Annotated in this window: 17 protein-coding genes; 8 read left to right on the top strand and 9 right to left on the bottom strand. The window is 41.0% G+C overall.

Features of this window, described 5'->3' with window-relative positions; translation table 11 throughout:
- From FH976_RS04535 to FH976_RS04510, 6 genes are all read left to right on the top strand, one after another.
- Positions 1–600 carry a YajG family lipoprotein gene (locus FH976_RS04535; RefSeq protein ID WP_228767340.1) on the top strand — a complete coding sequence of 200 codons (600 nt, stop codon included), beginning with the start codon at positions 1–3 and terminating at the stop codon, positions 598–600.
- Complete coding sequence (locus tag FH976_RS04530; RefSeq protein ID WP_194089729.1) at positions 600–1145, top strand: peptidylprolyl isomerase; 546 nt, start codon at positions 600–602, stop codon at positions 1143–1145. The genes FH976_RS04535 and FH976_RS04530 overlap by 1 nt, the downstream gene beginning before the upstream one ends.
- Positions 1146–1238: 93 nt before the next feature.
- Complete coding sequence (locus FH976_RS04525; RefSeq protein WP_194089728.1) at positions 1239–2579, top strand: AmpG family muropeptide MFS transporter; 1341 nt, start codon at positions 1239–1241, stop codon at positions 2577–2579.
- A gap of 352 nt (positions 2580–2931) precedes the next feature.
- Positions 2932–3750, top strand: coding sequence for a nucleoside-specific channel-forming Tsx family protein (locus FH976_RS04520; RefSeq protein WP_194089727.1), 819 nt, complete (start codon positions 2932–2934; stop codon positions 3748–3750).
- 128 nt (positions 3751–3878) lie between these two features.
- Positions 3879–4781 (top strand): 2-dehydropantoate 2-reductase, encoded by a 903-nt coding sequence (gene panE / locus FH976_RS04515; protein ID WP_194089726.1) that lies wholly within the window; start codon positions 3879–3881, stop codon positions 4779–4781.
- A 102-nt stretch (positions 4782–4883) separates the two neighbouring features.
- Positions 4884–6146 (top strand): aminotransferase class V-fold PLP-dependent enzyme, encoded by a 1263-nt coding sequence (locus FH976_RS04510; protein ID WP_194089725.1) that lies wholly within the window; start codon positions 4884–4886, stop codon positions 6144–6146.
- On the opposite strand, the gene csdE is transcribed toward FH976_RS04510, so the two are convergent.
- Together csdE and FH976_RS04500 are read right to left on the bottom strand one after the other, a co-directional pair.
- Positions 6143–6574, bottom strand: a complete 432-nt coding sequence (csdE, locus tag FH976_RS04505) for a cysteine desulfurase sulfur acceptor subunit CsdE (RefSeq protein ID WP_194089724.1) — start codon at positions 6572–6574, stop codon at positions 6143–6145. The two genes, FH976_RS04510 and csdE, sit on opposite strands and share 4 nt — an antisense overlap.
- A 65-nt stretch (positions 6575–6639) precedes the next feature.
- A complete protein-coding gene (locus tag FH976_RS04500) occupies positions 6640–7395 on the bottom strand; it encodes a methyltransferase domain-containing protein (RefSeq protein ID WP_194089723.1) in 756 nt (251 codons plus the stop codon).
- Positions 7396–7433: 38 nt separating this feature from the next.
- Here FH976_RS04500 and gloB point away from each other — a divergent pair, with 38 nt between their 5' ends.
- Entirely contained in the window at positions 7434–8216 is a 783-nt protein-coding gene (gene gloB / locus FH976_RS04495) for a hydroxyacylglutathione hydrolase (protein WP_194089722.1), read from the top strand.
- 278 nt (positions 8217–8494) lie between these two features.
- Positions 8495–10027 carry a lytic transglycosylase gene (locus FH976_RS04490; protein WP_194089721.1) on the top strand — a complete coding sequence of 511 codons (1533 nt, stop codon included), beginning with the start codon at positions 8495–8497 and terminating at the stop codon, positions 10025–10027.
- A gap of 83 nt (positions 10028–10110) precedes the next feature.
- Here FH976_RS04490 and FH976_RS04485 read toward each other — a convergent pair whose 3' ends face one another.
- The 7 genes from FH976_RS04485 to lpxB all read right to left on the bottom strand — a co-directional run bounded on the left by FH976_RS04485 (position 10111) and on the right by lpxB (position 19594).
- Positions 10111–10995, bottom strand: coding sequence for an endonuclease/exonuclease/phosphatase family protein (locus FH976_RS04485; RefSeq protein WP_194089720.1), 885 nt, complete (start codon positions 10993–10995; stop codon positions 10111–10113).
- 106 nt (positions 10996–11101) lie between these two features.
- The gene (glnB, locus tag FH976_RS04480; RefSeq protein WP_190330353.1) at positions 11102–11440 is read right to left on the bottom strand and encodes a nitrogen regulatory protein P-II; all 339 of its coding nucleotides are present in this window, start codon (positions 11438–11440) and stop codon (positions 11102–11104) included.
- 151 nt (positions 11441–11591) lie between these two features.
- The gene (gene tilS / locus FH976_RS04475) at positions 11592–12956 is read right to left on the bottom strand and encodes a tRNA lysidine(34) synthetase TilS (RefSeq protein ID WP_194089719.1); all 1365 of its coding nucleotides are present in this window, start codon (positions 12954–12956) and stop codon (positions 11592–11594) included.
- Between the two features lie 156 nt (positions 12957–13112).
- Positions 13113–14072, bottom strand: a complete 960-nt coding sequence (gene accA / locus FH976_RS04470) for an acetyl-CoA carboxylase carboxyl transferase subunit alpha (protein WP_194089718.1) — start codon at positions 14070–14072, stop codon at positions 13113–13115.
- Between the two features lie 108 nt (positions 14073–14180).
- The gene (dnaE, locus tag FH976_RS04465; RefSeq protein WP_194089717.1) at positions 14181–17660 is read right to left on the bottom strand and encodes a DNA polymerase III subunit alpha; all 3480 of its coding nucleotides are present in this window, start codon (positions 17658–17660) and stop codon (positions 14181–14183) included.
- A 114-nt stretch (positions 17661–17774) separates the two neighbouring features.
- Entirely contained in the window at positions 17775–18401 is a 627-nt protein-coding gene (gene rnhB / locus FH976_RS04460; protein WP_194089716.1) for a ribonuclease HII, read from the bottom strand.
- A gap of 11 nt (positions 18402–18412) precedes the next feature.
- The gene (gene lpxB, locus FH976_RS04455) at positions 18413–19594 is read right to left on the bottom strand and encodes a lipid-A-disaccharide synthase (protein ID WP_194089715.1); all 1182 of its coding nucleotides are present in this window, start codon (positions 19592–19594) and stop codon (positions 18413–18415) included.
- Positions 19595–19609: the final 15 nt, after the last annotated feature.

Here is a 19609-nt window from a genome sequence, read left to right as displayed (position 1 = left end):
ATGAAAATGTACTCTGCTAAAAAATTGAAAACCATACTCATCGCTACAGCAAGCATATTATTATCGGCTTGTGCCAGCGTATCTCAAAATGATTTAGTCAATCTCACGCCATCATCAACCTTGAGTGCTAAACAAATCGTTAGCGGTAAAACCTTTACATTAACCAGCCAAGATATCCGTACCGCGCAATACATTGCTGAAATAAAAATGGATGGACAAGAACAAGTTCAGCCACTACATGCTAAACAAAATGTCCGTCAAGCTTACACTAGCGCGATTTATCAACAGTTTTACTCTCAAGGCTTTGCAAAAACCAAAAACAGCAATAATACATTGAATGTCAAAATTGTAGATGCCGTTGCAAAAGTCGATCAAAAATCAATGAAATTCGCTATTAGCGGAAAAGTCGTGATTCAAATTACCGCAGAGACACCTAATGGTAAATTTGTAAAAAGCTACCAAGGAACAGGCAACAAAACAGGATCATTTACCGCTAGCATTGCTGATGTTGAAGAAGTCATTAACCGTGTGTCAGGTAACGTGTTAGCCAATATTGCCAAAGATTCTGAACTGACTAATTATATGAAAGGTAACTTTTAATGAAAAAGATCGTATTTTCTCTTTTAATGCTATTTAGCGTATCAAGCATTGCCGCGCCTCTGGTAAAAGTTGAAACCACTGTCGGTAGCTTTACTATTGATCTTAATCAGCAAATGGCGCCTATTTCGGTTAAAAACTTTTTACGTTATGTCGATGATGGTAGCTATGTGGGCACTCAGTTTCACCGTGTGATCCCAGGCTTTATGGCGCAAGGTGGCGGTTTTGATGAAGACCTTAACCAGAAATCATCATACTCACCAATTCGTAACGAAGCTTCCAATGGCCTAGAAAATAATACGGCAACCGTTGCAATGGCTCGTACTAATAATCCAAATTCAGCGACGCGTCAGTTTTTTGTTAACTTGACCGATAATGATTTTTTAAATTACGCTCGTAGTAACCCAGGTTATGCCGTCTTTGGTAAAGTTACTCAAGGCTTTGATGTCGTTCAAAAAATGGCACAGAAACCAACTAGCTCACAACGCGGCATGCAAGATGTTCCTGTCACTCCAATTCTAATCACTAATATGACAGTAGTGAAATAACCCTCCCGTATCCACTATAGATTTCAATCGAGCCATCATAAATCATTTTGATGGCTCGATTGTTTTATCTGATATCCCACCAAGGAATATTAAATGGCTTCAATGACATGGAAAGAAACCTTTAAATCCTATTTAGACAAGCGCCTATTATGGATTTTCATGTTAGGTTGCTCGAGTGGTTTCCCATGGGTTTTAATTGGCTCAAGCATGTCCGGATGGTTAACCGATGCAGGGCTAACCCGTACTGCTATTGGTTATTTTGGTTCAGTATTTGCCGTTTATGCGATTAATTTTTTATGGGCACCTTTAGTTGATCGAGTTAAGTTACCTTTTCTATATCCATTTCTAGGCCAACGTCGTAGCTGGATCTTTTTATGCCAAGCGATCATTTTAATTTGCACTTTTTATATCGCAGGACTAAACCCTGTCCATAATCTCATTTTAATGTCTGCTGTTGCGCTGGCAATTTCAACGGCATCGGCCACTCAAGATATTGCCATTGATGCCTTTCGAATCGATAGCTTTTCAAAAAGCCATAGTAAGCTTCCTCAAGCTTCTGCCATGTCGGTTATTGGCTGGTGGACTGGCTACTCTCTGCCTGGTTACTTTGCTTTTGCCTATGCGGACACTTTAGGTTGGAATCATATTTACTATGGTATGACAGTGGTTATTGTTTTACTCATGCTGTTTACCCTTTTCACTGGTGAACCCGTTACCCAACGCGATGAGCTTCAACATCAAGCAGAGCAACGCCATACTAAAGTGGTGAAATCGAAAATTACCGCTTGGTTATCGGTAACCCTAATTGAACCTTTTCTTGATTTCTTTCGTCGTAATGGTGCCCAAGTCGCGCTGACTCTTTTACTGTTTGTTTTTCTATTCAAAATTGGTGAAGCATTTCTTGGCCGCATGTCGATTGTCTTTTATAAAGAAGTCGGCTTCAGTAATGAACAAATAGGAGACTATTCAAAGCTAATTGGTTGGGGCGCCACCATGTTGTTCACTTTTATTGGCAGCATGTTCAACGTTAGATTTGGCATCGTAAAAGGATTAATGATTGGCGGTGTTGCGATGGCAAGCAGTAATTTAATGTTTGCGTGGATGGCATCTGTGGGACCAAACGAGCATTTATTTCTCGCCACAGTATTGGTTGATAACTTCACCACTGCATTTTCAACCGTCGCATTTGTCTCTTTCTTAACCGTGCTGACCGGCCAAGCGTTTTCAGCGACTCAATATGCATTACTCGCCTCTTTAGGTAACTTTGGACGTACAACTCTAGCCTCCTTCAGTGGTGAGTTAGTGGACTACTTAAATAACTGGCCTCTGTTCTTCATCATTACCGCTTTAATGGTGATACCAAGTTTGATCATGCTGTATTCGTTACGGCACTATTTTCATAATTTGTTAGAAAAAGCCAAAGACCAACGCTGATATTCAAAAAGTGATGATCTCCAACAAAACATTAAGATTCAACAAATTGATATGAAAAATCAAGATACACACTGAACAATATCAATAGGCAAACTCAGCCCCCTAAATACAAAACGTCCAATGCAATCGCTTGCTTTGGACGTTTTTTGTTACTTGTTCAGTTTTACAGTCACTTTTCTAGGCTAAGTTCCAATGAGATCGCCCAATCGTGATCACGGTCACAATGAAAATATGAATTTGCATGATCTATCACTTACAAATGGGATTTAAAGCTATATTATCAGCGCCATTAAAGGAACACCTGCATCATGGATGAATGCAAACCACCATTTACTAATAAGAGAGCCTACTCATGCGCAAAACACTTTTAGCTCTTAGTTTAGTTGCCGCTTCTGCCCCTGCGTTAGCCGCTGACTACTCTGATGACATTCATAAAAATGATTATAAATTCGTTCAGTTTAATTTGATGTACGCTTTAAATGAGAAACCTCAGGCTAAATCAGATAGTAATTCTGGCCATGATTATCTAGAAATGGAATTTGGTGGTCGCTCGGGGATTTTTGATCTTTATGGCTACGTTGATGTTTTTAACCTAACGAGTAATGATAATAGCAATAACGATAAAGGTAGTGATGACTCGCAAAAAATCTTCATGAAATTTGCACCACGTCTATCTATTGATGCCATGACAGGTAAAGATTTATCGTTTGGGCCAGTTCAAGAGCTATATGTCGCAACTTTAATGGAATGGGATGGTGGCACAAAAAATAATGGCGCTGTTAATACCCAAAAAATTGGTCTTGGTTCAGATGTAAATGTACCTTGGTTTGGTAAAATGGGCCTAAATCTATACGCCACTTACGATTCTAATCAAAAAGATTGGAATGGTTACCAAATTTCCACTAACTGGTTCAAGCCTTTCTACACCTTCAGCAATGATACTTTCATTTCTTACCAAGGTTATATCGATTACCAATTTGGTATGAAAGATGAGTATGCAACCTCGAGTAATGGTGGTGCGATGTTTAACGGCATTTATTGGCATAGCCAACATTACGCCGTTGGTTATGGCTTAAAAGCTTACCACAATGTTCACGGTATTAAAGATGGTGCATATGGTCTAGATACTAATGGCTTTGCTCACTACTTCGATGTTACTTACAAGTTCTAATCAACTCTTTATTGGTTAATACTTAAAATAGCGCAGGCTTTCTAGCCTGCGCTTTTTTATTGCTGTATTTGATTAAAATAACGCGATCACGATGTTAAGCTGACAAATAAATATTCAAGGAAGGCTTTATGAACATAGGCATCGTAGGATTAGGCGCGATTGGATCCTTGTGGGCAGTAAAATTACATCAAGCGGGTCATCAAGTTTGTGTGTTCACCAGAAATACACATCAACAAACCGCCCAAGTCACTCTCGATATGGATTCTAACAATGACTCTGTTTACACCTTTCCAACCAATCAACATGACAGTCTAGCGCAATGCGAGTGCCTACTGGTCACAGTGAAATCGACTCAAGTTACCCAAGCTATATCGCCTTTCCTGCCTTTTCTGCCAACCACTACCTCAATTATTTTTATTCACAATGGCATGGGGGCGGTTGACAATCTACAAAGCCAACTGGCTAATTTTCCTGTCTACTTAGCCACCACCACGCAAGCTGCTTTTCGCCCAAAACCTAACCATGTTCAACACACAGGTTTAGGGGGAACGTTAATTGGTCCTTATAGCTCAAACATAAGAAAATCCAATATTATCAAAGTATTAAATAACGCATTAGCACCGGTTCATTGGCAAGAAAACATTCAAACTGCGCTGTGGAATAAGCTTGCGATTAACTGTGTCATTAATCCTCTTACGGCGATTCATCAATGTAAAAATGGCGAATTAGCACAGCCAACATTCACGCCCACCTTAAATCTCTTAATCCAAGAAATAGTACAAGTAATGAATGCAGTAAGTATTACCACTTCCACCTCGCAACTGACCAAAGTCATTAATAATGTCATCATAACCACCGCGAATAATTACTCCTCCATGCAACAAGATGTGGTCCATCATCGAGCAACTGAAATTGATTACATCACCGGTTACTTAATCCGCACAGCAAAGTTACACGATATTGACATCCCAATGAACCACCAGCTTTTTTCTCAAATCAAACATCTTGAAACGAAATATCCCATCCAATAATTTGACAATAAATCCATACAATAACCCCCTTTATATTGGGCTGTTCCATGATTTGATTTATACTCGCCGTCTTAACTTTTTTATGTACATGGCTAGAATTTTATGGATTGTAAGAGTGTGTTTGATAATGGCGATATCGGCTTTGATATAGAAGCCATCCGCCACCAGTTTCCCGTACTGGATCCGATACAGAATACTTCCTCTCCATTGGTGTATTTAGACAGCGCGGCTACGACTCAAAAACCACTTTGTGTGATCAATGCCATGAATGACTATTACCGCCAACAAAATGCCAATGTACATCGCGGCAGTCACAGCCTGACAGCGAATGCAACCGCTCAATTCGAACAAGCGCGCAACCAAGTGCAACATTTTATTCAAGCTCAGCATAATAAAGAAGTCATTTGGACCCGTGGAGCCACTGAAGCCATTAACCTTATCGCGCAAACTTATGCCCGCAATACACTAAAAGTAGGTGATGAAATCTTGGTTGGTGAGATGGAGCACCACGCTAATATCGTACCTTGGCAAATTGTGGCGAAGCAGACCGGCGCCAAAGTCATAAAAGTGCCGATGACGAAGGATTGCCAATGGGATATGTCTGCATTTGAATCACTATTAAGCGCGCGAACTAAAATCGTCGCCGCCGCTCATACCACCAACGTAACGGGTACCCGTCAACCCATTGAGCAAATCACACAAGCAGCACATCGATATGGCGCGATCGCTGTTATTGATGGCGCTCAAGGTATCGTCCATGAAACCGTCAATGTGCAAAATCTTGATTGTGATTTCTATGTATTTTCTGGCCACAAGCTTTATGCGCCAACGGGTATTGGTGTGCTTTACGGTAAGTTAGATTTATTAGAAGCCATGCCGCCTTGGCACGGTGGTGGGAAGATGGTGCAACACGTCAGCTTTGAGCGCACTACTTTCGCAGAGCTTCCAGCAAAATTTGAAGCAGGCACACCGAATGTGGCAGGTGCGATTGCTTTAGCCACCGCGATTGACTGGTTACAACATTTTAATTATGCAGAACTCACCGCCTATCAGCATGATTTACACCAGCAATTAGTCGATGGATTAAATGAGGTCGAGGAAGTTACAATCATAGGGCTACAAACCAACAGTAGTGTGATCAGCTTTAAAGTCACGATAGATAATGAAGAGGTTCATCATCAAGACATCGCGACATTATTAGATCAACAAAATATTGCGGTGCGTTCTGGTCACCATTGCGCTCATCCACTGATGGAAGCACTAGGGATTAATGGTACGGTTCGTGTATCACTAGGCATCTATACTAATAAACAAGATATTAGCGCCTTTCTCAACGCATTAACCAAAAGTATTGATTTACTTTAAACCGATTGAACCTTTGCCTGAATTTTATCGACAATGGCACGCAAGCCATTACCTCGGGTTTGCGTCAAATGTTCAACTAAGCCTAATTGTTCGAAATATGCTTGAGTATCAAAACTTGAGATCTGTTGAGACGTTTGATTATTAAAAGCCGCTAAAACCAAAGTAATCAGACCTCGGACGATACGAGCATCTGAATCTGCGATGAAATACCAAACCTTGCCATCAAATTCAGACATTAACCATACTTGGCTTTCACAACCCGAGACTAAATCTTGATCAACTTTCATTTCTTCGGGCATTTTAGGCAATAACTTTCCCCACATAATGACTTGTCGGTAGCGATCTTCCCAGCTAGTTAAAAATTGCATCGTGTCGATAACGTCTTGAGCACAGATTTCAATGCCAAATGGATGAGTAGGACAAGTCATTTTTCACCTTTAGTGTCTATTTTTTGCTGCGTTTTAAAACCAATACGCCTTAACATTAATCATGCCTATTTATCATCAAACGTCGATTTATCTGCAACATTGTTATTAAAGCTAACACTTGCAGGTGCCAAACTCCGCTTTGATTTCCAATGAGGTTTTATTGGGCGAAGTGGACAAGTACGCTTCCTAGCGACAATAAAATAAGCACTGCCAAATGAAGAAGCACAACGGCCTAAGCTATGCTCTAACCATGTATTCAATGGACTACTTGCTTTTCGTGATGGGAATAAACCATAGCAATCGGAGTCAATAATTTCATAGTTAAGAACGCCCAACCAATCTTTAATGCGATAAGGCGTAAACATTCTACCGCTCCATGGCAGATTATTTTTCCTCCAGGGAAGTATTCTTGCAAAACCTAAAATACTCAGGGCATTAAAGCCGGTTAGGATTATGTAACCGTCATCAATAATTATTCGATCAACTTCTCGCAACAACCGATGAGGATCGCTACAATAGTCAAGCTGATGACAAACCAAGGCTGTATCGATACTTTTTTCAATAAAAGGTAAATCAAAGGCATCTGCAATGACGGTATGACGAGAATTAGTAATATCAAGATGGATTTGATGCTTAATATTACAGTTACTTGTTTCAAGCTCACAGCTTAAACCGCCAAGCTTTAACATATGGTAACCAAACAGTTTTGGGCACCATTCATCGAGACGAGTTTGGATCGAGTCAAAAGCCCATTCAGCACTTTTCAATTGCTGCCATGAATACGGCTGAGAAAAAGTTTTTTGACTTCGTGCTGGCTTCATACAATACGTCTCTTCGCGGCAAGATTGGAGTTTTACCCATGTTAACAGAAACAAATACGGCTGGACTAACGATTAAAAACATCCCAGCGTTTAATGATAATTACATCTGGTTAATTCAAGGTAATGATCAACGTTGCGCACTAATTGACCCGGGCGAAGCCGCGCCTGCGCTTGCCGAGTTACAGAGTCAAAATTTACAACTTGATACGATTATTATAACTCATCATCATGCTGACCATGTTGGCGGCGTCGCAGAACTTCTACGTCATTATCCAAAAGCAAAAGTCATTGGGCCTGCAAATGATCCGGTGATGATGCTGACTCAATCAGTACAAGGTGGTGATTGTATTAATGTTTTTGGTGAAACGTTTTTAGTTATTGATGTTCCAGGGCATACCAATGGCCATATTGCCTATGTTGGGGATGGCAAGCTTTTTTGTGGCGATGTATTATTTTCAGCCGGTTGTGGTCGCGTTTTCGAAGGCACTTACCAACAAATGTACGATTCCTTGCAAAAACTGGCCTCATTACCACAAGAAACCGAAGTATATTGCGCTCATGAATATACCTCTTCTAACCTCTCTTTTGCGCTTGCTGTTGAACCCGAAAATGATTTATTACATCAATATCGTGATGAAGTAAATCGTTTACGAGCGCAAAAAAAACCGACAATTCCAACCACGTTACGTCAAGAAAAGTGGGTCAATCCATTTTTGCGTTGCCAAGAGCCTGATGTCATGAAGGCTGTTTCAGAAAGAACCAACGATCTTTCTGCCTTATCTGTTTTTTGTGCATTACGTGACTGGAAAAATGAATTTTGAGCCTTTATATTTGAAGGGATACACCCATAAATCCTCTAATGTTACCTATAAACCAAACGGTAACATTAGATGTTTATAGCAATAAAAACCCATACCTATCAAACAATTATCTTACACGCCCTCTTACAAACGAATATTTTCTAGATACATGAAAATAATCCGTAACGATTGAATATGCTGAATAAATAAAAATTTATGCTATTTTTATCCCCTTCTTACTTGCAAGCAAATCACTAACACAAGTATTATTTGCAACCATTTCTGAAAAGGCGACATAAATGAAACCGTTTATCTGGATACTGGTACTGCTATTAGCGGGCTGCCAAACCGCTCCTCCTCACAATGATAGCGCTACAATTTCGGATAAAGACGCAACCACAGCAAAAACCACTGCGACTAAAACTGTTCCATTTGTGCCGCAAGAACAAGCTGATCTTTGGAAGCGCATATCAATGCAGTTTACGCTGCCGATCCCAGATGATGATCCAACAGTTAACTATTATCGTACTTGGTATTTAACGCACCCGGATCACCTAAAAACAGTCTCAGAACGTGCTGCGCCTTTCCTATATATGATCACAACGCGCATTGAAGATCGTGGACTACCGTTAGAACTAACCTTACTTCCTGTCGTCGAAAGTGCATTTGACCCATTTGCTTACTCTTTCGGCAGCGCCGCAGGTTTATGGCAGTTCATTCCAATGACGGCCGACCGGTTTGGTTTAGAACGAAATTATTGGTATGACGGTCGACGTGATGTTAGTGCGGCAACCGATGCAGCTCTCGATTATATGACCTACTTAGGTAATCGATTTGATGGAGACTGGGAGAATGCCATTGCCGCTTACAATAGCGGTGGTGGTCGAGTATCGAGTGCTATACGAAAAAATAAAAACGCAGGAAAACCAACCGATTTTTTCTCATTGGATTTACCAAAAGAAACTCGTAGCTATGTACCCAAGTTACTTGCTTTAGCCGATATTTTAGCCAATGAAGAAGAATATGGGGTACAAATTCCGGTAATTGATAACAAGCCAGTCTTAGCCAGTGTCGATCCAAAAGAGCAGCTCGATCTCGCGATTGCAGCGCAGTATGCAGGTATCTCAGTCAAAGAGTTACAAAGTTATAACCCCGGGTTTAACCAGTGGGCTACAGCGCCTGATGGACCACATGATTTTTTAATCCCGATTGATAACGTCGATCAATTTAACCAAAAAGCCGCCGAAAACCGTGGTAAAGGCATCAAGTTAATACGTTACCAAGTAAAATCAGGTGATACATTAAGTGTCATTGCACAAAAAAATCAAACCACCACCAAAGTCATTCAACAAGCAAATGACTTAAAAGGTGTGAACATTCGTATTGGCCAATATTTACTTGTGCCGCGTTCGACTCAAAATAATCAAGCCTACGCGTTAAGTGCTCAAAATCGTTTAGCCAAAACTCAATCTGTTGCTCGTGGAAAATATAAAACGAACTATATCGTCACTAAAGGAGATAGTTTTTGGTCTATCGCACGTAAAAATAATATCACTGTAGATGCATTAGCTCGCTGGAATGGCATGGCTCCAAAAGATTCATTACGCAGTGGGCAAAAATTAGTCATCTGGAAAGGCAATAAAAGTGGCTCAGTAATACGAACCGTTTATTACAATGTTCGCTCTGGCGATACCATTGGTGATATTGCAGAGAAATTTAAAGTTAAATCAACAGACATTGTTGAATGGAATGGAATCGCAGAACAAAAATATTTAAAGCCAGGTCAAAAATTGAAGCTTTATGTAGATGTGACCAAAGTAGGTAGCGTTTAGCCAATAGACAAAGAGCTCATATAACATAAATTAAAAATCCCCAATCCTTGGTACATAATCCAATATTGGGGATTTTTTGTATTTTATTGAGCGCTGATTAATCGAAAATGCGCCAACATAGGGTTGTGATCTGAGGCAGTAGTCTGAGGCGATGTCGCTTTTATCAATTTTAGTCCTCGATAAAAAACATGATCAAACGCTAATCCATTAATGAATCGGCGACGATTGTCAGGAGCAAAGCGAGCCTCATGCATTCCGAGGTTGATCATTAATCTCCTCACCTCTTTAGTTCGAGTCTCACTCCAAGTATTAAAATCACCCGCAATAATCAACGGTCCTACATGCTGCTTCACTTTTTCACTCAAATGGGTAATCTGTGATCGGAAGTCTTTCGTCCCCAATGTGAAATTAATGGAATGCAAATTAACCACACCTAGCTGCTGACCATTCGATAAAGAATACTGCGCATACAAAGCAGATTTAGGAAGAAGGATCCACGGTTCAAGCGCTGTATAAGCACAAGCATTATCGGGTAATGATGCCGATAAATTTAATACTCCGGCACTAACATCAAAAACCTTAAAAGCATTAACATAACTGGCTCCCCAAACTTGATCATCAACCCAACGGTTCAACTCAGGTGTTAAGCTCGCTTCTTGTAATAACATCAGCTGACTTTGTAGGCTATAAGCCGTCAATGCTTGCTGCCAACCATCATCAAGTTGCTTATGAATATTCCAGACTAAAACATGAAGATCACCATTTTGATCAATCGATGGCTGGGATTGTTGAGACTTTTCAGTTTTCTTGGCTTGATGGCAATACCAATCACTGCGCTCAGTATCATGGCTCATAGAAATAAGTTGCGGCTTATCTGGTACGGAAAACACCCAAGAAAACGCCGTAAACCCGACGAAAGCCAAGACGGTAATCACAATTAACGACCATTTAATGTGTTTTATTCTCATACGTAATAACCTTCAATGATCGAGAAAAATAATTTTCAAATAGCAGATAAACAAAAAGGAAGCGTAATGCTCCCTTCGTAAAAACACATAAAGGTGAACTGTATATTTAAACTGCTTCGTCGTCTTCTTCACCAGTACGAATACGAATTACACGTGAAACTTCTGAAACAAAAATTTTGCCGTCACCAATTTTACCCGTTTGTGCCGTTTTCATAATGCAATCAATGCAATCGTCCAATACATCATCTGAAACAACGATTTCTAGTTTTACTTTTGGTAGAAAATCGACCATATACTCTGCGCCACGATAAAGCTCTGTATGCCCTTTCTGGCGGCCAAATCCTTTCACTTCTGACACTGTCATACCGGTAATGCCAACTTCAGCTAACGCTTCACGTACATCATCTAACTTAAATGGTTTGATAATGGCTTCAATTTTTTTCATTATGTTTATCCCTAAATTCCTGAAATATTGGTTCAGTATACTCATACTATAGATTACTGAAAAGAGAGCGTTATCTGAAAAAGAAGAATAATTGCGTTTAGTTTTTATTCCATTGAAGATAATTGAATCAAATACTTGTCTACTTGGTTTGTTACTTTTTGTGCAGCGTTGATCTATGCCACACTAACTGATGTGTACAGCCGCTATAAGGTTTACAGACAAATAAACCTAGCGCTGAAATTAACTGTTCAGCATCCATAAGTAATGGAATTCGGTTTCTTTGCCACGTTGGAACTTTATATTCTTGCAGCAATTTTTTTAGTTTACGGCTATGTTGACGAGTTTCTGGTTTCGCCATAATGCCTGATGGTGAAAATCTAACTTGCAGATGTCGCACCTCAGATTCTAGTGACAAATCAAATACCAGATCCCCCTCTTCTAATTCAGGTGCATTTCCAGCAGAAACTAAGCTCAATAGGCCTAATCCATCCGGCAACATTAATGACGTAGTAATATTCCAATCTAATGCGATGGATGACAGATCATCAGCTACCGGAAAAACATAAAGCTTATTCTCAAATCGACCCACTTGAGTTCGGCCATAACGAAACTGAGGAGCCGCATCCGCTTTTGCTAAAGCCACATCTTGCCATAATTGCTGCAATTGTTTCTCACTCGGCATTAAGAACCTAAGCCTGGCTAACCACATACGAATTAAGGCATCTCTTGCCGGCTTAGATTGTTGTTTCAAGCTATCGATAGGCAAAGCGTCATCTGGCTGTACCATGTCTTGTAATCGTTCATAAAGAAGCGATTGTAGCAATGCTTCTTGTTCTGCACATAATGCAGCGCTGCGAGTAATCGTTTTTTCGATATGAGGCCATCGTTCTTTCAACAATGGCGTAATTTGATGTCGAATGAAATTACGATCAAAGCGAACATCTTGATTACTTTCATCCTCTATCCAATCTAAAGAATACTGCTCAGCATAATCTTGAATTTGCGTTTGAGAAATGGATAAAAATGGACGTAATAAATGACCTTGATAAAAATCTGACAACTCTGCCATGGCCGACAAACCTTTAGGCCCACTGCCGCGCTTTAGAGCCAATAAAAAAGTTTCGACTTGATCGCTAGCATGTTGGCCTGTCAAAAGAACGCTACTTTCATCAATGTAACTGGATAACGCTTTATAACGAGCGTCACGCGCCGCTTGCTCAATACTCACTTGCGCGCCGAGATCTAATCTCACTTTTTCTGCATAAAAATTAATATCGGCCTGTTGGCTGTAAATTGTACATTGCTGCTGCCAATAATCCGCGTGACGACTCAACCCATGATGAATATACACAGCGCTATAACGATAGTTAGGGTATTGCTTTTTAAATCGCCCAAGTAGAGACAGCATAACTCGCGAGTCTACGCCACCACTAAGAGCTAAAACAAAATGCGTATTAGCGTGTAAGTCATGTAAAAGATACCCATTGAGTTGATCGCAAAAGTGACGATATAACATAGAAGGAGCTACTCTAAAACTAGATTAAATTGGAATGATAATAAATAGGCAAAAATAAAGCGAGCCTCAGCTCGCTTCAATATTCACTTCTATGCTTAAAGCCTAAGCACTTAAAATGCTAAATACTTAAAAAACCTAAGTACTCAAAAGCTAAGTTTAACAATAACCGTAGCTCATCAAACGCTGGTAACGACGTTCAAGCAAGTTGTCATGATCTAATTGATCTAGCTCTTCAAGCTGCTTAAGTAAAACGGCTTTAATATTTTCAGCAGAGGCTATTTTATCACGATGCGCACCGCCTAATGGCTCTTCAATGATTTGATCAATCAAACCTAGCTCTTTTAGACGTGGTGCAACAAGACCCATCGCTTCAGCAGCTTGTGGCGCTTTGTCAGAATCACGCCATAAGATTGATGCGCAACCTTCTGGAGAAATAACCGAATACGTCGAATATTGCATCATATTCACATAATCACCGACGCCAATCGCCAGTGCGCCACCTGAACCACCTTCACCGACAACATTGCAAATCACTGGCACTTTAAGACTAGACATCACTTTAAGATTACGAGCAATCGCTTCAGATTGACCACGTTCTTCCGCGCCAACACCAGGATATGCACCTGCTGTATCAATAAAAGTAATAATTGGAATATTAAAACGTTCCGCCATTTCCATTAAACGCAATGCTTTACGGTAACCTTCAGGTCGAGGCATGCCGAAATTACGACGAATCTTTTCTTTCGTCTCACGACCTTTTTGATGACCAATAATCATCACTGAACGGCCATCTAAGCGAGCCAAACCACCAACAATGGCTTTATCATCAGCATAAGCGCGATCGCCCGCTAATTCATCAAATTCAGTAAAGGCATGCTCAATATAATCTAATGTATATGGACGCTTTGGATGACGTGCAAGTTGTGCAACCTGCCACGCGCCAAGATCACCAAAGATTTTTTTCTTTAGCTCTAGGCTTTTAGCTTCTAGTTGGCTGATCTCTTTACCTAAATCAACAGAGGATTGACCACCGTGACGTGAGATTTCACGTAAGGCTTCAATTTTAGCTTCTAGCTCTGCAATAGGTTTTTCAAATTCAAGAAAATCTAGGCTCATCAATGGATCCTTTAATATCATTTAGTTGTTTTGCTATTCACTTGCGGCGACAGCAAATACATTTAGTCAGGGCATATTTTAGCGAATGTGCTAATAATGCCCTTTTATTTAGTTAAATTCGAGTTCTACTTGCTTAGAACCGATAAGAAGTTTCAATTCGTCGAGTAATTCATCTTCCGGTGTCACTCGCCACTCAACACCCAGCGCCAATTTTGCTCTCGCATCTTGACGTTGATAATAAATATTCACAGGCACGGTTCCAGCACGATAAGGCTCTAAAACTCGAGTAAAACGCTCAAAGAACACCCCATCAATTTGCTTTTCATCTAATGATATTGATAAGCCTCTGGCGTATTTTTCTCTGGCGTCAGCCAAACTCATGATCTCTCTTGCCGACATTTTAAGGCCACCATTGAAGTCATCAAAGCTGACCTGTCCAGAAACGATCACTATTTTGTCCGTTTCTAGCAATTCCGCATACCTTTCAAGTGCATCAGAAAACAGCATCACTTCCACACGACCAGAGCGATCATCGAGCGTCATGAGACCAATTCGAGTACCACGTTTGGTGGTCATCACTCGTGAGGCAATGACTAAACCTGCTACGGTTAACGATTGATCGCGACGCGTTGGTTGTAAATCGCTCAATCTACACTGAGTATATTTACTCAACTCTTTTAAATAAGCATTAACAGGATGCCCCGTTAAATATAGTCCTAATGTGCTCTTTTCACCTTCTAACCAAATTTTTTCTGGCCATTCCGGTACCTGAGCATACGCTTGCTCAATTTCTTCTGGTGCTTCTGTCAACACACCAAACATGTCCGACTGACCAAAAGATTCAGCCTGATGAAATTGACCCGCCGCTTTTACTGCCTCTTCCACCGAAGCCATTAATGCAGCTCGATGCGGACCTAATCGGTCTAATGCACCGGCTTGAATTAGTTTTTCAATCACGCGCTTATTGCACTTTTTCAAATCTACTCGAGCACAAAAATCAAAGAGATCTTTAAAGTGGCCACCTTGTTCGCGGCAGGCGATAATATTTTCAATCGGCGCTTCACCAACCCCTTTTATCGCGCCAATACCATAAACAATCGCACCGTCTTCATTCACATTAAAACGATATAAGCCAGAATTCACATCCGGTGGCAATAACTTGATTTTCATGCGAATACATTCATCCACCAAGCCTACGACTTTCTCGGTGTTGTCCATATCCGCAGTCATTACTGCCGCCATGAACTCAGCGGGATAATGAGTTTTTAGCCACAAAGTTTGATAGGAAACTAAAGCATAAGCGGCCGAGTGCGACTTGTTAAATCCATAACCGGCAAATTTTTCAACCAGATCAAAGATCTTCATCGACAACTCACCGTCGACACCAATACTTTCAGCACCCGCCTTAAATACAGAGCGCTGCTTTGCCATCTCTTCTGGCTTTTTCTTACCCATCGCACGGCGTAACATATCTGCGCCGCCAAGCGTATAGCCAGCCAAAATCTGCGCGATCTGCATGACTTGTTCTTGATACAAGATAATGCCGTAGGTTGGCTCTAATGTTTCTTTTAAAGACTCATGTTGCCACTTTTCATCAGGGTACGACACCGCTTCACGGCCATGTTTACGGTCAATGAAGTTATCTACCATGCCTGATTGCAATGGCCCAGGACGGAAAAGCGCAACGAGTGCGATAATATCTTCAAAACAGTCCGGCTGAAGGCGTTTAATCAAATCTTTCATACCACGCGATTCCAACTGGAAAACGGCGGTAGTTTCAGAGTTTCGTAGTACTTTAAACGATTCTTGGTCTTTTAAATCGATGGATTCAATTCGAATCGGCGCTTTGCCTTCCTTCTCAAGCCTTGGGTTAATTAAGCCTAAAGCCCAATCAATAATGGTTAATGTTCTTAAGCCTAAAAAGTCAAACTTAACTAAACCGGCCGTCTCTACATCATTTTTATCAAACTGAGTTACTGGGAAGTTTCCTTCCGAGTCACAATAGATTGGGGCAAAATCTGTGATCGTGGTTGGCGATATAACCACACCACCGGCGTGCTTCCCGGCATTACGAGTACAGCCTTCAAGAATTCGGCACATGTCGATGAGTTCTTTTACATCTTCATCGGCAGCATAAATTTCAGGTAATTGCGGCTCAGCATCAAAAGCTTTCGCCAATGTCATTCCCGGATCTGGTGGCACCATTTTTGAAATGCGATCCACAAAGCCATAAGGGTGACCGAGGACACGGCCTACATCGCGGATAACCGCTTTGGCCGCCATAGTGCCGAAAGTGATAATTTGAGATACCGCATCACGACCATAGATTTCAGCAACATGATCAATAACCTGATCGCGTTTATCCATACAAAAATCGATATCAAAATCGGGCATGGAAACACGTTCTGGGTTTAAGAATCTCTCGAAAAGTAAATCGTATTCCAACGGATCAAGATCGGTGATCATTAAAGCATAAGCGACCAATGAACCAGCGCCCGAACCACGTCCAGGCCCTACCGGAATATCATTGTCTTTTGACCACTGGATGAATTCCATTACGATCAAGAAGTAACCTGGAAAGCCCATTTGGTTGATAACATCGAGCTCAATTTGAAGTCGCTCATCGTATTCCGCGCGTTTCTCTAAGCGAATATTTTCATCTGGGAATAAGAACTCAAGACGAATTTCCAAACCTTCTTGCGATTTTTTGACTAGATAATCTTCAATAGCCAAACCTTCTGTTGGAAAATTTGGCAAAAAGTACTCACCTAAACGCACGGTAACGTTACAGCGCTTGGCGATTTCAACTGAATTTTGTAGAGCTTCGGGAATGTCACGAAACAGGTGGCACATTTCGTCTTCAGTGCGAAGATATTGCTGTGGGCTGTAATTTTTAGGTCGACGAGGATCCACTAAAGTATAACCGTCATGGATAGCCACTCGGATTTCATGAGCATCAAATTGGTCTGGCGATAAGAAAACCACCTCATTGGTCGCCACAACAGGAAGTTGATATTGCTCGGCTAGATCGAGTGCAAAATGCAAATAACTTTCTTCATCAGCGCGGCCGGTACGAGTTAATTCTAAATAGAAATGATCTTCGAAATGCGTTTGATAAAACTCAATACAAGCGTCCACTAAAGGTTTATTACCTTTGAGTAAAGCTCGTCCAACCTCACCAACACGTCCACCAGAAAGAATGATTAAACCTTCTTTATGGTTCACTAGCCATTCTTTATCAATCACGGGTTGGTGCTGTACATGACCACGTTGATAGGCTTCAGAAATCAATAAAGTGAGGTTGTTATAGCCTTTATTGTCTTTTGCTAAGATAGTGATTTTAGTCAGTTCGTCGCCAAACTCCGGTGACTGGAGGGTAAAATCTGCACCTATGATAGGTTTTACCCCACAACTATGCGCATTACCGTAGAATTTCACTAAACCACATAAGTTAGTAAAATCGGTAATCGCCATTGCTGGCATGCCATATTCTGCCACTTTCTTGACCAAAGGCGGCACTTTTGACAGGCCATCCACCATGGAATAGTCGCTATGAATTCGAAGATGTACAAACTTAGGATCAGACATAAATTTCTATTTTTGCTCAGATTGTATGTTCAAATGGTGTGTTTAAATCACTTATTTAAAGCAGGTGAAAGTTTACGGCCTCATGATGCTCATCACAAGGAAATATCCACTGAATCAAATTAGACCTAGCACCTTTTTCACTGGCTTATAGCTTTTTCTATATTGCGCTAATAAACTAGCATCTTGCGTAATACTAAACTGCTCGATTGCCGCAAGATGCGCCTTGGTCGGATAGCCATTATGCTTTGCGAAACCAAACTGTGGAAATTGCGTATCTAGCTGTTTCATCTCCTCATCACGAATGACTTTAGCAAGGATAGACGCCGCACTAATTTCTGCCACACGCAAATCCCCTTTAACGACCGCTTCACTTACCATTGGTAAATGAGGAACTCGATTTCCATCAATCACAACAAAATCCGGCTGAATGGCCAATCCTGCTACCGCACGCTGCATAGCAACCATAGTCGCTTGTAAAATATTTAACTCATCGATTTCCCAAGCTTCGCAACGACCAATCGACCATGCTAGTGCTTTTTGCTGGATCTCAGGAAACAGTGCCATGCGCTTCTTTTCAGACAGTTTTTTAGAATCGGTTAATCCTTCAATCGGATTATTAGGATCTAAAATTACGGCAGCGGTAACAACAGCGCCGACTAACGGGCCACGGCCCACTTCATCCACCCCAGCAATGCATTGGAAGCCTGCTGGATACTCATACATAAGAAGTTCTTGTTTCATCTGTCTGCTTATCACTTTGTGATTAAATTAGGTTCAGGATTCAAGTTGACAAGGTTTGGATCAATCAAAGCGATAACAGCATGGGCTGCTTGTTTATCAGCACCTTTACGTATCCATTGATGCATTTCGGTAAACTTCGCTTGCATCGCTTCACCTTCTTCCGTCATCAAGCGCTCAATTTCAGCGGTAAGATTTTCAACCGTACAATTTTCTTGTAAGAACTCTTTAACTAGCTCTTGGTTAGCAAGAATATTAGGCAAAGATACATAAGGCGTTTTTACCATACGACGAGCAATAGCAGCCGATAATGCATTCACACGGTAACCGACGACCATTGGGCGATTTACCAGCATACATTCTAACGCCACCGTGCCCGATGCCAGCATGACAACATCCGAGGCTTCTAATACCGTTCTTGCTGTACCATTGATTAATTCAAAATGTAATTCCGGGGCATATTGTTTCCACGCCGCTTCAAACTGATCGCGACGCTTCTGATTAACCAATGCAACAACAAAACCTAAATCTGGGTTGTTTTTAGCTAATTGCTGGCAAGTTTGGATAAAAGGTTCGCATAATTTTTTTAATTCAGCATTGCGGCTACCAGGTAACACCGCAAGCCAGGTTTTATTAGGATCTAAATTTAGCTTTTCTCGCGCGGCTAATTTATCACTATAAAGCGGAATGGTATCGGCTAAGGTATGGCCAATAAATTCACACGGGACATTAAACTTATCATAAAACGCTTTTTCAAAAGGTAAGAAAGCCAAAACTAAATTAGTCGCGGCGGCTATACCATGAATACGATTTTGTCGCCATGCCCATACCGATGGACTGACATAATGAACCGTTTTAATACCCGATTTTTTCAGTGCTAGTTCAACTCGCAAATTGAAATCTGGCGCATCGATGCCGATAAAAACATCGGGTGGACTTTGAATGAAATAATCGGTTATCGTTTTTTTAACTTTAAGCAAACGAGGCAAACGTCCAAGCACTTCGACCAACCCCATAACAGAAAGCTCTTCCATATCAAAAAGAGAATCACAGCCTTGCTCAATCATCTGTGGGCCACCAATGCCAACAAACTCAGCATTTGGATGCATGACTTTAATCGCTTTAATTAAGCCGGCTCCTAAAGTATCTCCAGATAGCTCACCAGCAACCACACCAATTCGTAATGGACGATCCATATTATTATCCTTTTC

This window comes from Vibrio hibernica (assembly GCF_015223435.1).
GTDB lineage: Bacteria > Pseudomonadota > Gammaproteobacteria > Enterobacterales > Vibrionaceae > Vibrio > Vibrio hibernica.
Note: the sequence above shows the minus strand (reverse complement) of the source record. Positions and strands in the feature narration are given on the sequence as shown.

Coding starts and splice junctions, on each gene's coding strand:
- FH976_RS04535 (WP_228767340.1), top strand. CDS start 1: ATGAAAATGTACTCTGCTAAAAAATTGAAAACCATACTCATCGCTACA.
- FH976_RS04530 (WP_194089729.1), top strand. CDS start 600: ATGAAAAAGATCGTATTTTCTCTTTTAATGCTATTTAGCGTATCAAGC.
- FH976_RS04525 (WP_194089728.1), top strand. CDS start 1,239: ATGGCTTCAATGACATGGAAAGAAACCTTTAAATCCTATTTAGACAAG.
- FH976_RS04520 (WP_194089727.1), top strand. CDS start 2,932: ATGCGCAAAACACTTTTAGCTCTTAGTTTAGTTGCCGCTTCTGCCCCT.
- panE (WP_194089726.1), top strand. CDS start 3,879: ATGAACATAGGCATCGTAGGATTAGGCGCGATTGGATCCTTGTGGGCA.
- FH976_RS04510 (WP_194089725.1), top strand. CDS start 4,884: ATGGATTGTAAGAGTGTGTTTGATAATGGCGATATCGGCTTTGATATA.
- csdE (WP_194089724.1), bottom strand. CDS start 6,574: ATGACTTGTCCTACTCATCCATTTGGCATTGAAATCTGTGCTCAAGAC.
- FH976_RS04500 (WP_194089723.1), bottom strand. CDS start 7,395: ATGAAGCCAGCACGAAGTCAAAAAACTTTTTCTCAGCCGTATTCATGG.
- gloB (WP_194089722.1), top strand. CDS start 7,434: ATGTTAACAGAAACAAATACGGCTGGACTAACGATTAAAAACATCCCA.
- FH976_RS04490 (WP_194089721.1), top strand. CDS start 8,495: ATGAAACCGTTTATCTGGATACTGGTACTGCTATTAGCGGGCTGCCAA.
- FH976_RS04485 (WP_194089720.1), bottom strand. CDS start 10,995: ATGAGAATAAAACACATTAAATGGTCGTTAATTGTGATTACCGTCTTG.
- glnB (WP_190330353.1), bottom strand. CDS start 11,440: ATGAAAAAAATTGAAGCCATTATCAAACCATTTAAGTTAGATGATGTA.
- tilS (WP_194089719.1), bottom strand. CDS start 12,956: ATGTTATATCGTCACTTTTGCGATCAACTCAATGGGTATCTTTTACAT.
- accA (WP_194089718.1), bottom strand. CDS start 14,072: ATGAGCCTAGATTTTCTTGAATTTGAAAAACCTATTGCAGAGCTAGAA.
- dnaE (WP_194089717.1), bottom strand. CDS start 17,660: ATGTCTGATCCTAAGTTTGTACATCTTCGAATTCATAGCGACTATTCC.
- rnhB (WP_194089716.1), bottom strand. CDS start 18,401: ATGAAACAAGAACTTCTTATGTATGAGTATCCAGCAGGCTTCCAATGC.
- lpxB (WP_194089715.1), bottom strand. CDS start 19,594: ATGGATCGTCCATTACGAATTGGTGTGGTTGCTGGTGAGCTATCTGGA.